We start from the raw sequence: 14,723 nt of genomic DNA, 5'->3' as shown, positions 1-14,723 counted from the left end.
ATGTACGATCTGGTTGAGAATCAGCAATTGCCCGCTGACGCCATCGAGCATGGCGCCATGCCCAACCGGTGCGAGGGTTGCCAATAGCAAAGCGCTCAAGCCCAGCCGCAACGGCATATTTGAACGCCAAGGCGAAAACAACAGCGCCAACAGCACAGCATTGATCAGCAGATGCCAACGCCACACCTGACCAAAAAACGTGTTACCCAGCACCAGCGCAACCGTGTCCGGATCAAACGCCGCCGCTGCCGAACCGGCCATGCTCGCGGTGATCAACAGCGCCCAGGCGATCCCGCTGAGCAGTGCCACAGTGCTCAGCCAGCGCGCCAGCCGCGCCAGGTGCCGATCCACTTGTGGCGCTTCATCCTTGAGCAGCAACGGCCTGAACAGCCAGGCCCCGAACAGCATCAACACCACGATGAAATGCACAAAGCGGCACAGCACCAGCGCTTCACTCATGAATTACTGGCCCACCTTGAACTGGTAGGCGCCTTCGCTTTTGTGCGTGTCGACCGATACCGCGTGCCATTCGACTTTGTATTCACCGGCCGCCAGTGGTGCGGCGGGGGTGACGATCAGGGTTTTCTTGTCGCCTTCGGTGGTCAGCGGCTTGATCGCGACTGCTGCGCCATCCTTGGTCACGGTGACCTTAGTGAACGTGGCCTCGACACCTTCGGAAAAGGTCAGACGCAAATCGGCGGGAGCAGCGACGGTGCTGTCGGCAGCCGGGGTCTGGCTTTTCAGGTGGGCGTGGGCGAACACGGAAGATGCGGCGAACAGCGAAGCGAGCAGGGCAGTGGTGGTCATGACGTTCTTGAACAGCATCGCGAATACCTCTGAGGCAGGAGTAAAGAAGCGTCAGTTTAGCCATCCGCTTGCCGCTGTACGAAGTTTTGTTTGCAGCGGTCGCCCGCGGACCAGAGCGGATGCTAGTCTTGGACAACGCTGTTGTCAGGGAGCCCTCATGGGCAATCACAAGATCGAGATTCGTCGCAACAACGTCGAGAAAATTCTCCTCGCGGCGGAAAAAGTCTTCGCCGAAAAAGGCTTTGGCGGCACGGCCATGGCCGACATCGCGGCTGAAGTGCAACTGCCGCGCTCCAACCTGCATTACTACTTCTCAACCAAGAGCGAGCTGTACAGCGCGGTGCTGTTCGACCTGCTGGAGGTGTGGAAGCAGGACGCGTTGTGCTTCGAGATGTTCGACGACCCGCGTGTGGTGCTCAGCAGTTACATCCGCGCCAAGATGAACCACTCGCGCAGCCGGCCGTACGGCTCGAAAGTCTGGGCCAACGAAATCATCCACGGCGCGCCGACCTTGGGCGAGGCGCTGGATGTCAGCCTGTATGACTGGGCGAAGATGAAGGAAGCGAAGATTCGTCAGTGGGTCGAGGACAAGCGGATCTTGCCGGTGGAACCGTCGGGTTTGCTGTACATGATCTGGGCGTCGACGCAGCACTATGCTGACTTTGATCATCAGGTGAATATTCTGAATGAGCATCAGCCGTTGTCGGACATGCAGTTTGAGCGGGCGGTGCAGACGGTGACGAGTGTGATCTTGCGTGGGATCGGGCTGGAACCTTGAAGAGCAAGATCAAAGGCTGACCCTCACCCCAGCCCTCTCCCGGAGGGAGAGGGCCCCTACGGACGTGTCTCTCGAGGTACATCGACCTGAAGAACCGCGTCGATTATGGATTCAAAGGGGTTCTGGCTTGTTCATGCATCAGTTATGGATACAAAGCGGTTCTTGCCTTCGAACTCTGGTCGATTCTGGATTCACAACAGCTCTTTCAGGTCGGCGGAGTTTGCCAGCATCCCCCAATCAGTCCCCTCTCCCTTTGGGAGAGGGCTAGGGTGAGGGGCTTTTTCAGACTGCAACGTGATACGGATTGCGCGGATCATGATTCCAATCCAGAAACGGCTTCCCAGTCTCCGTCGGCACCATCTCGATGCAGTCCGCCACCGGACAAGTGATCTGGCACAAGTTACAACCCACACACTCCTCATCAATCACTTCATATTTATGCGTGCCGTCCGCCTGCTTCAGACTGCCAATCGCCTGGTGTGAAGTGTCCTCACAAGCAATATGGCAACGCCCGCAACCAATGCACGCCTCCTGATCAATCTTGGCGATCACTTGGTAGTTGATGTCGAGGTACTTCCAGTCCGTAGTATTTCCCACCGCACGCCCGCCAAACTCGGCGATGCTGGCGTAACCCTGACTGTCCATCCACCGCGACAACCCGTCCTTCATCTCCTCGACAATGCGGAAACCATGCAGCATCGCCGCCGTGCACACCTGCACCGCGCCGCTGCCCAGCGCCATGAATTCCGCCGCATCGCGCCAACTGCCGATGCCGCCAATGCCGCAGATCGGCAAGCCTTGGGTTTCTGGATCGCGGGCAATCTCGGCGACCATGTTCAGCGCAATCGGCTTCACCGCTGAACCGCAATAACCGCCGTGGGTGCTTTTGCTGCCGACGGTGGGCAGGGCGACCATGTGTTCCAGGTCGACACTGGTGATCGAGTTGATCGTATTGATCAGCGACACCGCGTCCGCACCACCACGATGGGCGGCGCGGGCGGCGACGCGGATGTCGGTGATGTTCGGCGTCAGTTTGACGATCACCGGCAGCGAGCAATAGGTCTTGCACCAGCGGGTGACTTGTTCGACGTACTCCGGCACCTGACCGACCGCCGCGCCCATGCCGCGCTCCGGCATGCCGTGGGGGCAGCCGAAATTCAGCTCGATGCCATCAGCTCCGGTGGCTTCTACCAGCGGCAGAATGTACTTCCACGACTCCTCGACGCACGGCACCATCAGCGAAACGATCAACGCGCGGTCCGGCCAGTCCTTCTTCACCTGAGTGATTTCGCGCAGGTTGATTTCCAGCGAACGGTCGGTGATCAGCTCAATGTTGTTGATGCCCAGCACTTCACGGTTGTTGCCGTAATGCGCCGAGTAACGCGACGACACGTTGACCGCCGCCGGATCCTCACCGAGGGTTTTCCAGACCACGCCACCCCAGCCCGCCTCGAAAGCGCGGACCACGTTATAGGCCTTGTCGGTCGGCGGCGCGGAGGCCAGCCAGAAAGGGTTCGGCGCTTTGATGCCAGCGAAGACTATCGACAGATCGGCCATTTACGCAGCCTCCACGTTGAGCATCAGTTGAACGTTGATCGCCTCGGCGGCGCGTTTGCCGTGCTGCACGGCTTGCACGGTGAGGTCTTGATCGAGGCTGGTGCAGTCACCGCCGGCATACACGCCGGGGATGCTGGTGCGCAGGTTTTCATCGACCTGAATGCGCTCGCCCTGACGCTTGAGTTCGCGAGCCAGCGGATCGGCGAGGGCGCTGCCGTCGAAGGCCTGGCCGATGGCTTTGAAGATTGCATCCGCGGCCAGTTCGAAGGTCTCACCGGTGGTTTGCAGGCGACCGTCGACCAGATCGGTACGGGCGAAACGCATGCCGCGCACCTGGCCCTGATTGTCGAGCAGCACCTCTTCCGGTTGTGCCCAGGTCAGCAGGCGTACCTGATTGGCTTTGGCGATGTCTTGTTCGTGATCGGTGGCGCCCATGTCGGCGGCCCCACGGCGATACACCAGATTCACATCACGGGCGCCGAGGCGAGCCATTTGCACGGCCATGTCGATCGCCGTATTGCCGGCGCCGAGGACGATGCAGCGTTCGGCCAGTGGCAGTTGCGTGAGGTCATCGGCCTGGCGCAATTCGCGGATGTAATCGGTGGCGGCGAGCAGGCCCGGGGCATCTTCATGGGCCAAACCGAGTTGCTTGCTGGCGTTGAGGCCGAGGCCGAGGAACACCGCGTCGAACTGTTGATGCAATTCGCTGAGGGTCAGATTCTCGCCGAGTTTTTGCCCGTGACGAATCTCGATGCCGCCAATCTGCAGGAGAAAATCCAGTTCCTTCTGCGCGTAGTCGTCGACCAGTTTGTACTTGGCGATCCCGTACTCATTGAGGCCGCCAGCCTTCTCCCGCGCTTCGAAAATCACCACGTCATGACCGTGCATGGCGCTGCGATGGGCGCAGGACAACCCGGCAGGGCCGGCACCGACCACGGCGATGCGTTTGCCGGTGGCGGCGGCGCGCTGGAACGGGTGTTCAGTGAAGTGTGCGTTGTCGACGGCGTAGCGTTGCAGCAGGCCGATCAGCACCGGCGCGCATTCCTGAGCGTTGTTGCGCACGCAAGCTTGTTGGCAAAGGATTTCGGTTGGACAGACGCGGGCGCAACTACCGCCGAGGATGTTCGCCGAAAGAATTTTCTGCGCCGCGCCGGGGACGTTGTCCTGATGAATGTTGCGGATGAACGACGGGATATCGATCTCGCTCGGGCACGCATTCACGCACGGCGCGTCGTAGCAATACAGGCAGCGCGAGGCTTCCAGATGCGCTTGCCGGTCATTGAGCGGCGGCGCCAGATCGGTGAAATGCCCGGCGAGGGCGGCCGCGCTTTCGTGCGGGTGGGGGAGATGGTTCAGGGTCTCGATCACGGTTTATGGCCTCACGGTTATTTGAGGTGCTGCCTCTGATGGGCAGATCGTTCCCACGCTCTGCGTGGGAATGCCTCTAGGGACGCTCCGCGTCCAGTGACGCGGAGCGTCACGGGCTGCATTCCCACGCAGAGCGTGGGAACGATCATCTTCGGGGGATCAGCGTTTAACGGCAGTCGGCCGGTGCAACTCAGCCCGCTTGCTCAGCAAATCAAACACCGCCGGATAAGCCGGCCGTTCGATATACCGCCCGGCACCGCGCTCGGCGCGCAGGTCGCCATCGGTCCAAACCACGCGGCCCTGGCTGACGGTATGGCTCGGCACGCCGCGCACGGTTTTGCCTTCGAAGATGTTGAAATCCACCTGCTGATGGTGGGTCTTGGCGGAAATGGTCCGGGTGCCTTGCGGATCCCACAGCACCAGATCGGCATCGGCACCGACGCGAATCGCGCCTTTGCGCGGATAGAGATTGAAGATCTTCGCCGTGTTGGTAGAGGTGAGGGCGACGAAATCCTGCATCGACAAACGCCCACTGTTGACGCCTTCGTCCCACAACACCGCCATGCGATCTTCGATACCAGCGGTGCCGTTGGGAATTTTGCTGAAGTCATCGCGCCCGGCGGCTTTTTGCTCGGCGCAGAAGCAGCAGTGATCAGTCGCTGTGGTGTGCAGATTGCCGTTTTGCAGCCCGTGCCACAGCGCCTCTTGATGGCCACGCGGGCGGAACGGCGGGCTCATCACGTAACCGGCGGCGGTCTGCCAGTCCGGGTGTTGATAGACGCTGTCGTCGAGCAGCAAATGCCCTGCGAGGACTTCGCCGTACACCGGCTGACCCTTGCTGCGCGCATAAGTGATTTCGTCGAGGGCTTCCTTGGTCGAGACGTGCACCAGATACAGCGGCGTGCCGATGGTTTCAGCAATACGAATCGCCCGGCTCGCCGCTTCACCTTCAACCTGCGACGGACGCGACAGCGGATGCGCCTCCGGCCCGGTGATGCCTTGGGCCATCAACTTGCGCTGCAGGTGATAGACCAGCTCGCCGTTTTCCGCGTGCACGGTCGGCACCGCGCCGAGTTCCAGACACCGCTCGAAACTCGCCACCAGCGTGTCGTCGGCGGCCATGATCGCGTTCTTGTATGCCATGAAATGCTTGAAGCTGTTGATGCCGTGATGGCTGACCAGTTCGGCCATTTCCTCACGCACCTGCTCGCTCCACCAAGTGATCGCGACGTGAAAGCCATAGTCGGACGCGGATTTCTCGGCCCAGCCGCGCCACTGATGAAACGCTTCCATCAGCGACTGCTGCGGATTGGGAATTACAAAATCGATGATCGACGTGGTGCCGCCGGCCAGACCGGCCGCCGTGCCACTGTAAAAATCTTCACTGGCCACGGTGCCCATGAACGGTAGTTGCATGTGGGTGTGCGGGTCGATGCCGCCGGGCATCAGGTATTGGCCGCTGCCGTCGAGCACTTCTGCACCGGCGGGAATATCCAGGTTTTCACCGATGGCTTTGATCACGCCGTCAGCGCAATAGACGTCGGCGCGGTAACTTTCATCATGGGTAACAACGGTGGCGCCACGGATCAACAGAGACATTCCGAGTTCCTCGCAGGCATTGACCGACTTTTGTCGGTTCTAGATGTTTTATTGATGTACGGCGTGCAGGGTGTATTCCTGTCAGCGCTGTCAGGAATAGAAACTAGTCGCAGATTTGCAATAGAGCAAGAATATTTTTTATAAGCTTATGGCTGTTTTAAGTTGCTGAAAAATAACGATAAAAATACAGAATCACCAAAATGGTGAGGCCGTTCACCATTTTGACGCACTTGACAGGATGGAAATATGAGCAAGATTTCCTATGTGAAATCAGCCGCTTGAAGTTGAGCTGCGGCTGCTCGCTCACAATGAAAATAAATGCAGTGCACCAGATTGAGTCCTGTCTGTTCGGACAACTTGCCAAGTGTTTAGCCTGAGCACCCAGACAAGTTTCCGCAAACTCACCCGGTGAATAATTAAAACTGATGAATATCAGAAAGTTGCAACGCGTTTAACGCTCGGCCATAGCGCGAAGCGGGGCACCCGGCACGTTTATTGATGCCGCCGCTGACACCATGGCCGGTGCATGAAAGTTGTCAGTTCCTCCGGCCATCGTCCGGCTCGCACCCTCGTGTGCAGCCGCCTGATGAGCAAAAAAATAATCAGAAGAACAGTGGAGCGGCCATGCAACAGAACAGATCGCAAGTGACCGAGCGCGACGGCTTGTTCGAACTCGAAGCCGGTAGCGACGTCCTCGACAGTCCCCGTTACAACCACGACATGGCACCGACCAAGGTGCGCGAACGAACCTGGAACAAATGGCACATCACTGCGCTGTGGGTCGGCATGTCGATCTGCGTGCCGACTTACACCCTCGGCGGCGTGCTCACGGCGTACTTCGGTTTGAGCGTTGGCGAAGCGCTGCTGGCGATTCTGTTCGCCAACATCATTGTGCTGATTCCGCTGACGCTCAACGCTTTCCCCGGCACCAAGTACGGCATTCCGTTTCCGGTATTGCTGCGCTCATCGTTCGGGATTCTCGGCTCCAACGTACCGTGTCTGATCCGCGCGCTGGTGGCGTGTGGCTGGTTCGGCATTCAGACGATGTTCGGCGGGCTGGCGATTCACCTGTTTCTCGGCTCGGTGTTCGAGGGCTGGAAATCCCTCGGCGGCACGGGGGAGGTGATCGGCTTCATGGTGTTCTGGGCGCTGAACCTGTGGGTGGTCATTCGCGGCGCCGAGTCGATCAAGTGGCTGGAAACCTTGTCGGCACCGCTGCTGGTCGCGGTCGGCATCGGTCTGCTGGTGTGGGCGATGCCCAATGTGTCGATGACTGAACTGATGGCGATCCCGGCCAAACGCCCAGAAGGCGCCAGCGTCTACGGTTACTTCGCCGCCGGGTTGACGGCGATGGTCGGTTTCTGGGCGACGTTGTCATTGAACATTCCGGACTTCAGCCGCTATGCCAAGAGCCAGAAAGATCAGATTCTCGGGCAGATCATCGGCCTGCCGCTGACCATGTTTCTGTTCGCTGCGCTGGGCGTTGTGATGACCGCCGCCTCGGTGAAACTGGTCGGTGTGACTGTCTCTGATCCGGTCACGCTGATTGGTCACATTCAAAGTCCGGTGTGGGTCGCGGTGGCGATGGCGCTGATCATCATCGCCACGCTATCGACCAACACCGCAGCCAACATTGTCTCGCCGACCAACGACTTTCAGAACATCGCGCCCAAGGTGATCAATCGCACCAAAGCGGTGTTGCTGACCGGCTTGGTCGGGCTGTTGCTGATGGGGCATGAGTTGCTGAAAAAACTCGGCTGGATCGTTTCCGAGGTCAGCCTGGAAAGTGTCTATTCCAACTGGCTGCTGGGTTATTCGAGCCTGCTCGGACCGATCGCCGGGATCATGGTGGTGGACTATTTCCTGATCAAGAAACAGCAACTGGACCTGGCCGGGTTGTACCGCGATGACGTCTATCCGGCGTGGAACCGGGCCGGTTTTGTCGCGTTTGGTGTGCCGGTGGTGCTGACCGTGATGTCGCTGGGCAGCGATGCGTTCAGCTGGTTCTACAGCTATGGCTGGTTCACCGGCTCGGCGCTGGGCGGGATTATTTATTACGGGTTGTGCGTGATGCGTGCGCAGCCTTCGGTCGTGAAGTCGGCGGTGTAGCACATGATCGTTCCCACGCTCTGCGTGGGAACGCAGCCCGGGACGCTCTGCGTCCCAACAGCGGACGCAGAGCGTCCATGGATGAGTTCCCACGCAGAGCGTGGGAACTATCGGCATCAACACTGAGGAGATCCCCATGAACGCAGCCGTAGACGTTCTGCAATCAACCCATCAGCACATCAACCGCGATCGCCTGTGGGCGTCGCTCATGGAACTGGCCAAACTCGGCGCGACGGTCAAGGGCGGCGTCTGTCGCCTGGCCCTGACCGACCTCGACCGTCAGGCCCGCGACCTCTTTGTGCAGTGGTGCAAGGACGCCGGATGCAGCGTCACGGTCGATGAGGTCGGAAACATCTTCGCCCGCCGCCCGGGGCGCAATCCCGACCTGCCACCGGTGATGACCGGCAGCCACATCGATACCCAACCCACCGGCGGCAAGTTCGATGGCTGCTTCGGCGTGCTGGCCGGCGTCGAAGTCCTGCGCACCCTCAACGACCTCAAAGTGGAAACCGAAGCACCGCTGGAAGTGGTGGTCTGGACCAACGAAGAAGGCTCGCGCTTCGCTCCGTGCATGATGGGTTCTGGCGTGTTCGCCGAGAAATTCACCCTCGAAGAAACCCTCGCCAAAGTCGATGCCGACGGCGTCACCGTTGGTGAAGCGCTCAACGCCATCGGCTACGCCGGCCCGCGCACAGTCAGCGGGCATAAAGTCGGCGCTTATTTCGAAGCGCACATCGAACAAGGCCCGATCCTCGAAGACGAACAGAAAACCATCGGCGTGGTGCTCGGTGCTCTGGGGCAGAAGTGGTTCGACCTCAAGCTGCGCGGCGTCGAAGCGCATGCCGGCCCGACGCCGATGCATCTGCGCAAAGATGCACTGGTCGGCGCCTCGGTGATCGTCGGTGCGGTCAACCGCGCCGCGCTCGGCCATCAACCTCACGCCTGCGGCACCGTTGGCTGCCTGCAAGCCTACCCCGGCTCGCGCAACGTCATTCCCGGCGAAGTGCGCATGACCCTCGATTTCCGTCACCTGGAACCGGCGCGCCTCGACTCGATGATCGCCGAAGTGAAGCAGGTCATCGAGGCCACTTGCGAAGAACATGGCCTGACCTATGAACTGACGCCGACAGCAGATTTCCCGCCGCTGTACTTCGAAAAAGGTTGCGTGGAAGCGGTGCGCGGTGCGGCGAAAGGCCTTGGCTTGTCGCACATGGACATCGTCAGCGGCGCCGGGCATGACGCGATTTTCCTCGCCGAACTCGGCCCGGCCGGGATGATTTTCGTGCCGTGCGAGGGCGGCATCAGCCACAACGAAATCGAGAACGCCGCGCCGGATGATCTGGCCGCAGGGTGCGCGGTGTTGTTGCGGGCGATGCTGGCGGCTTCGGCGATGGTCGCGGAAGGGCAACGCGCGGCTTGAGTGCGTAGTAACAACGGGATAACGCGTTATGAGCTGTTATCCCGTTGTCATTGTTCAGACGTCGAAATCTATTCGCCTTGTCATATTTCCGTCATCAGAGTGTGCGATTTTGCCCCTGCCTGAAACATGATGTAACAGGTGCTGGGCGGCGTAATACGCTGTTTTTAAAACGGAATATGGATTCTAAGGAAGTGTGATGTCGACGTTTTGCCAGATTATGGATAAATCTGAGAGTGGCGGATGCGGGTGCAAGATCCCATCCAGCGTTTTAAGCAAAATCCTGTCGGAAACCGCAGCGGCCAATACCGTTTCGGATGACAAAGTGGTGCTGGGTTTCGAGTCCTCCGATGATTGCGCCGTGTATGACAACGGCGACAATTACCTGCTGTTCACAACCGACTATTTTTCGCCGATCGTCAACGATCCTTACGTGTTCGGCCAATTGGCGGCCAGCAACGCGGTCAGCGATATCTTTGCGTCCGGCGGTTACCCGTTGATTGCCAACTCGATCATGGCGTTCGATCCGGAGCGGGTACCGGTGGAGCAGGTGACCCAGATGATCCTCGGCGCCCAGTCAGTCATGAACAAGTTCAATGTCAGCATCGTTGGCGGGCACACGATCAAGAACAGCCAACCGCTCTACGGCTTTTCAATCATCGGCCAGGTCGAAAAAAATCGTTTGAAAAAGAACAACACCGCCAAGGCCGGCGATGTGTTGGTGATGACGCGTCCGCTGGGCGTAGGCATCCTCGCCAACGCGCTGAAGGCCGGGATTCTCGAGCAAGCCGATATTGCTCCGCACACCCTCGCGCTGATCACGGGTGACAACGAATTTGGCCGCACCCTGAGCGCCAGTCCCGAGGTCAGCAGCCTGACCGACATCACCGGTTTTGGCCTGATCGGTCATATCAGTGAAATGGTCGGGCTAGGGCAGCTGGATGTGCCGCTGGATACCGCGGCACTGGCCTTTTATGACGCTGCCGAATCACTGGCGGTGGCGGTGACTTCCTCTGAAAGCGGCGTTTTCGCCAACATCAGAAAGTACGCGCAGCACGTCGAATACCTTGGCGAGTTGTCGCTGGCGCACAAGTTCCTGCTGCACGATCCGCAAACCAACGGCGGGTTGCTGTTTACCGTCAGCGAAGCGTGCCTGGCGGAAAACCGACAAGCGTGGCAATCGTTGTCTGCCGATCTGATGGTGATTGGCCGGGTGACGGACGGGACGGGCAAGATCAAGGTGAGCTGAGATGACTGCCATGACGTTCTACCCGGTCATGACCGGTGTGGGAGTGATGGCCGGGTTCATGTCGGGCCTGTTCGGTATCGGTGGAGGCATCATTGTGACGCCTCTTCTGGTACTGGTTTATCCGATGTTGTCCGGTCAGAAGTTACCGATTGAAGTGGTCACGGGGCTGTCTTCCGCACAGGGGTTTTTCTCTTCGCTGGTTTCGTTTGCGCTGCACCGGGTCCGCTTTGAGCCAGATTGGCGAGTGATCAGAAGTTTTGCGATACCAATGGCCGTTGCCAACTTTTTTGCCTCGGTTCATGCCGATGCGTTCAGCGAAAACTTCATTCTGTTTGTTTTCGGGCTGCTGGGTTTGTTGTCGCTGCTGGTGACGTACCTGTTCCGTCAGCCGGTTGCCCTGTTGTGCAACCACCCGGCGCTGTCGCTGCCGTTGACCGGGCTGCTGCTCGGCGTGGTGTGCGGACTGGTCGGGCAGGGGGGCGGCTTCATTTATCTGCCGGTATTGATCAGCCTGTTCGGCCTACCCATCAAACAGGCCATTTCGACCTCGGCGCTGATCGGCATCATCGGCGCCAGTGGGGCGTTGTTTGGCCGGCTGGGCTCAGCGGGGGAGTTTCTCGGTTACACCGGTGAACTGGTGATCGGGATTGTGTTGGGCGGATTTGTGGGCGCGGCCTTGTCTCATCGACTGGAGGCCAGGCATTTGAAACGTGCACTGAATGCCTTCGTTCTGCTCTGTTCGATTCAGCTCATGGCGCGCTTGATCATTTGAATAATCACGACTGTCCGAGGACTCGGGCAGCATCCTAATGACATAAAACAGAAAACTGGAAGTGTTTGATATGGATATCGCTGTGGATGCAATTTATGCCGATGTTTGTGGTTCGGCACCGGTCTCGATGGGCGTCAGCAACATGCTCCAGGCGCTGTTCTCGACTCGTCAGTGCGCTAACCCCAATGCCAACCATGCCCTCGGTGTGCAGTTGCTGGAACGGGTGGAGCGGGCGCGGGGCAGCGTCGCTCGACTGTTGAATGTCGACACGCAATGTCTGATTTTCAATAGCGGTTCCAGCGAAGGTTGCGCACAGGTTTTCCATGATTTTTTCGAACGCTACAAGCACGAGCGGCCGGTGGTGCTGTACTCGGCCATAGAACACGCTTGTACGCTGCAGAACATCAAGCGTTATTGCCTGGAAGGCCTGCACGCCGTGGCTGTCGGTCATGACACCAGCGGGTTGCTCGACCTCGAACAGCTGCAGCAATTGTTGATCGCTTATGCAGGGCGACCGACGCTGGTCTGTGTCATGGCCGTGCATAACGAAACTGGGGTGATTCAACCCCTCGAAGCCATTGCTCGTCGGGTCAAGGCGCAAAGCGGGTTGCTGTTTTCCGACATGACCCAGGCCATCGGTAAAATCCCCGTGGATCTGCAGGCATCCGGCGTCGACTTCGCCATTGCCTCGGGACACAAGTTCGGCGCACTGCCGGGCGCGGGGTTTCTGTATGCGAAGAATCGTTACGACTTATCGCCGTTGATTGCAGGTGGTGGCCAGGAGGGCGGGCTGCGCGGTGGTACGCAGAACTACCCGGGCATTCTTTCAATCGAAACCGCTTTGCAGGAAAAGCACGCCAAGTACTCGCTCGGTAAAGACGAGGTGCAACACGCGAGGGAGTGCTTTGAAAACACACTGCAAGACCTGCTCGGTGAAGTGGTCGTAATCGGACAGCAAGCGCCTCGAGTGCCCTGCGTCAGCTTCGTCGCACTGCCGGGGATCAACACCAAAAAACTGCAGTGGGCATTGAACAACCAGGCAATCTACATCACGGGTGGATCAGCCTGTTCGGACAAGAAAAACAACCTGTCCAATACCGTCACGCAATTGGGCTACCCTGAGCGGATCGCCGCGAGCACGGTGCGGATTTCCATTGCAGAGGAACAGTGTCAGGTTGCCTACCAACGGATTCTGACCGGCATCGCTCAGGCCCTGAATCTACCGCTGGGCACATCGGCAGAACGGCTTGAGGAGCACGCGTTGTGAGAGTGGTGACGTCCGGTTCGGCTTACCTGGACATTGATGCATATGCCTGCTGCATAGCGTATGCCGAACTGCTGAACTGCCAGGGCGTGGCGGCCCGGGCGGTCAGCGGTGCGCCGCTCAATGCCAGCATTCCTGAACGCCTGAAGATCAACGGTGACTCGCTCGACGATTACCTGCCGACAGCTGAAGATGAGTTCGTTCTGGTGGATGTCTCGGATCACCACCATTTCGACCCGATAGTGGTGCTCGATCAGGTGGTGGAAGTCATCGACCATCATCCCGGTTACGAGCATTACTGGGCGCAGAGACTTGGCTCTGCCGCCGATATCCGCCCGATCGGGGCTGCCGCCACGCAAGTTTTTCAGCGTTGGGAGAGGGCTGATTTGTTGCCGAACATCAGTCAGCGAAGCGCCGCGCTGTTGGCCACGGCGATACTCGACAACACCCTGAATTTCACCGGGCAAATGACCACGGCGCAGGATGTGCAGGCGTATGCGCTGCTCGCCCGGCTGGCGAATTTGTCGGCGGACTGGCCGGCGCAGTATTTCATCGAGTGCCAGGCTGCCGTGGAATCTGATATTTGCGCCGCTTTGGCCGCCGATCTCAAACAGATGAAGCCCGAAACCTGTCTGCCGCAGGTCTTCGCGCAAATGACCGTGTGGGATGCCGATACGCTGTTGCAAAAGCACGGTTCAACGATCAAGCGCTGGATGGCCGAGCAGGGCGATGACGGGCTGTTGAATGTGATCAGTATCCGCGATCGTAAAAGCTGTTTTCTGGCGCCAGCCGAGGTCAGCCAGCAAAAGCTCAATCGCTTGTTGCCACTCGACTGGCAGGCCGGATTGGCCGTGCTGGCGCCGTCAATGCTGCGCAAGGAACTTTTGAAATTGGCACTGGACGCGACCAGTCACTGCGCGCCAAACACCATCGTCCAGTAAACCCCTTCATCACTGCGTGCCTCACTGGCAAACCCGGCGCCGACCTGGGTAAACATCGGGTTCATCAGGTTGGCGCAGTGGCCGGGGCTGGCCAGCCATCCGGCCATGGCTTTGCCCGGTGAACGCTGTCCGGCGGCGATGTTTTCGCCGATTTGCCGGCCGCGATAACCCGCCGCGCGGGCGCGATCGGCAGGCAGGTCGCCGTCCGGGTCCTGATGGGCGAAATAGTTGCCGTAGGCCATGGCTTTGCTGTGCCCCTGCGCGGCGGCGCCCAGTGCGGCGTTCCAGCTCAATGGCCGGGCGGCGGCGAAGCGCTGGCGTCCGCACATCCGTGGCCGGGCGCGCGCGGCGTTGACCTCGGCAAGCAGTGCCTTGCCGACCCTGCGATTGTCGCCGACACGGCTGTCGAGCACCGGTTGCGCCAACACCACTTGCCATTCATTGCGCGAACGACTGACACCGATGTCGGCATAGCTCGCATCCAGCAGCGCGGCGCAGTGGTCGTTCTGCAGCAGGTCGAAAGCTTCTTCGGCATCCTCGGCGCCGATCACGCGAATACTACGCACCGCGACGGCGGAATAGCCGGACGACTTCAACGCTTCACGCATGCCACCGGCGTAGCGATAACCGACCGGCAAGGCCAGGTTCGACTTCAGCGCCAACGGTGCCAGGCGCTGCGCCGGGCGCCGATCACAGCGTTGCGGATGGGCACGATAGTCGTTGATGGCAGCCACCAGTTGGCGCTCCGCACCGGCGTGGGCGGTTTCAGCGAACAGTGGTGAAAGGATCAGCAGGCACAGCGAAACGAAGCGAGGCGAGCGAACGGCGTGGCGCATGGGACGGGCAGCTCTGAAGGAGGACA

Annotated in this window: 12 protein-coding genes and 1 pseudogene; 7 read left to right on the top strand and 6 right to left on the bottom strand. The window is 59.6% G+C overall.

The features are described from left to right. Positions 1-459, bottom strand: a pseudogene (locus ACZZ0G_RS30350) (copper homeostasis membrane protein CopD); the annotation flags it as partial. Positions 460-462: 3 nt separating this feature from the next. Next, positions 463-825, bottom strand: coding sequence for a copper homeostasis periplasmic binding protein CopC (gene copC, locus ACZZ0G_RS30345; RefSeq protein ID WP_463558804.1), 363 nt, complete (start codon positions 823-825; stop codon positions 463-465). A gap of 139 nt (positions 826-964) precedes the next feature. On the opposite strand from copC, the gene ACZZ0G_RS30340 reads away from it, so the two are divergent. Continuing rightward, positions 965-1,585: a TetR/AcrR family transcriptional regulator gene (locus ACZZ0G_RS30340; protein ID WP_463558803.1), complete on the top strand. Its 621-nt coding sequence runs from the start codon at positions 965-967 to the stop codon at positions 1,583-1,585. A gap of 282 nt (positions 1,586-1,867) precedes the next feature. Here the strand turns inward: ACZZ0G_RS30340 and preA are convergent, their stop codons facing one another. The 3 genes from preA to hydA all read right to left on the bottom strand — a co-directional run bounded on the left by preA (position 1,868) and on the right by hydA (position 6,109). Continuing rightward, entirely contained in the window at positions 1,868-3,142 is a 1,275-nt protein-coding gene (gene preA, locus ACZZ0G_RS30335) for an NAD-dependent dihydropyrimidine dehydrogenase subunit PreA (protein WP_463558802.1), read from the bottom strand. Beyond that, a complete protein-coding gene (locus ACZZ0G_RS30330) occupies positions 3,143-4,510 on the bottom strand; it encodes an NAD(P)-dependent oxidoreductase (protein WP_463558801.1) in 1,368 nt (455 codons plus the stop codon). Positions 4,511-4,669: 159 nt separating this feature from the next. Further along, positions 4,670-6,109 (bottom strand): dihydropyrimidinase, encoded by a 1,440-nt coding sequence (gene hydA / locus ACZZ0G_RS30325; RefSeq protein WP_463558800.1) that lies wholly within the window; start codon positions 6,107-6,109, stop codon positions 4,670-4,672. A gap of 624 nt (positions 6,110-6,733) precedes the next feature. Between hydA and ACZZ0G_RS30320 the strand changes: the two genes are divergently transcribed. The 6 genes from ACZZ0G_RS30320 to ACZZ0G_RS30295 all read left to right on the top strand — a co-directional run bounded on the left by ACZZ0G_RS30320 (position 6,734) and on the right by ACZZ0G_RS30295 (position 13,861). Further along, positions 6,734-8,218, top strand: a complete 1,485-nt coding sequence (locus ACZZ0G_RS30320; RefSeq protein ID WP_463558799.1) for an NCS1 family nucleobase:cation symporter-1 — start codon at positions 6,734-6,736, stop codon at positions 8,216-8,218. A gap of 136 nt (positions 8,219-8,354) precedes the next feature. Beyond that, positions 8,355-9,638 carry a Zn-dependent hydrolase gene (locus tag ACZZ0G_RS30315; protein WP_463558798.1) on the top strand — a complete coding sequence of 428 codons (1,284 nt, stop codon included), beginning with the start codon at positions 8,355-8,357 and terminating at the stop codon, positions 9,636-9,638. Positions 9,639-9,834: 196 nt separating this feature from the next. Beyond that, positions 9,835-10,884 carry a selenide, water dikinase SelD gene (selD, locus tag ACZZ0G_RS30310; protein WP_463558797.1) on the top strand — a complete coding sequence of 350 codons (1,050 nt, stop codon included), beginning with the start codon at positions 9,835-9,837 and terminating at the stop codon, positions 10,882-10,884. Position 10,885: 1 nt separating this feature from the next. After that, positions 10,886-11,656, top strand: a complete 771-nt coding sequence (locus ACZZ0G_RS30305) for a sulfite exporter TauE/SafE family protein (protein ID WP_463558796.1) — start codon at positions 10,886-10,888, stop codon at positions 11,654-11,656. Positions 11,657-11,726: 70 nt separating this feature from the next. Beyond that, the gene (locus tag ACZZ0G_RS30300; protein WP_463558795.1) at positions 11,727-12,923 is read left to right on the top strand and encodes a cysteine desulfurase family protein; all 1,197 of its coding nucleotides are present in this window, start codon (positions 11,727-11,729) and stop codon (positions 12,921-12,923) included. Next, on the top strand, positions 12,920-13,861 hold the full coding sequence (locus tag ACZZ0G_RS30295; RefSeq protein WP_463558794.1) for a DHH family phosphoesterase: 942 nt from the start codon (positions 12,920-12,922) through the stop codon (positions 13,859-13,861). Before ACZZ0G_RS30300 ends, ACZZ0G_RS30295 begins: the two co-directional genes overlap by 4 nt. Here ACZZ0G_RS30295 and ACZZ0G_RS30290 read toward each other — a convergent pair. After that, positions 13,831-14,697 carry a CAP domain-containing protein gene (locus tag ACZZ0G_RS30290; protein WP_463558793.1) on the bottom strand — a complete coding sequence of 289 codons (867 nt, stop codon included), beginning with the start codon at positions 14,695-14,697 and terminating at the stop codon, positions 13,831-13,833. The two genes, ACZZ0G_RS30295 and ACZZ0G_RS30290, sit on opposite strands and share 31 nt — an antisense overlap. Positions 14,698-14,723 lie beyond the last annotated feature (26 nt).

This window comes from Pseudomonas sp. AC169, assembly GCF_979258515.1.
Note: the sequence above shows the minus strand (reverse complement) of the source record. Positions and strands in the feature narration are given on the sequence as shown.

What these genes read in the sequence shown, in the direction of transcription:
- ACZZ0G_RS30315 (WP_463558798.1), top strand. Translation starts at nt 8,355, where the DNA reads ATGAACGCAGCCGTAGACGTTCTGCAATCAACCCATCAGCACATCAAC.
- ACZZ0G_RS30340 (WP_463558803.1), top strand. Translation starts at nt 965, where the DNA reads ATGGGCAATCACAAGATCGAGATTCGTCGCAACAACGTCGAGAAAATT.
- selD (WP_463558797.1), top strand. Translation starts at nt 9,835, where the DNA reads ATGTCGACGTTTTGCCAGATTATGGATAAATCTGAGAGTGGCGGATGC.
- ACZZ0G_RS30320 (WP_463558799.1), top strand. Translation starts at nt 6,734, where the DNA reads ATGCAACAGAACAGATCGCAAGTGACCGAGCGCGACGGCTTGTTCGAA.
- preA (WP_463558802.1), bottom strand. Translation starts at nt 3,142, where the DNA reads ATGGCCGATCTGTCGATAGTCTTCGCTGGCATCAAAGCGCCGAACCCT.
- ACZZ0G_RS30305 (WP_463558796.1), top strand. Translation starts at nt 10,886, where the DNA reads ATGACTGCCATGACGTTCTACCCGGTCATGACCGGTGTGGGAGTGATG.
- ACZZ0G_RS30300 (WP_463558795.1), top strand. Translation starts at nt 11,727, where the DNA reads ATGGATATCGCTGTGGATGCAATTTATGCCGATGTTTGTGGTTCGGCA.
- copC (WP_463558804.1), bottom strand. Translation starts at nt 825, where the DNA reads ATGCTGTTCAAGAACGTCATGACCACCACTGCCCTGCTCGCTTCGCTG.
- hydA (WP_463558800.1), bottom strand. Translation starts at nt 6,109, where the DNA reads ATGTCTCTGTTGATCCGTGGCGCCACCGTTGTTACCCATGATGAAAGT.
- ACZZ0G_RS30290 (WP_463558793.1), bottom strand. Translation starts at nt 14,697, where the DNA reads ATGCGCCACGCCGTTCGCTCGCCTCGCTTCGTTTCGCTGTGCCTGCTG.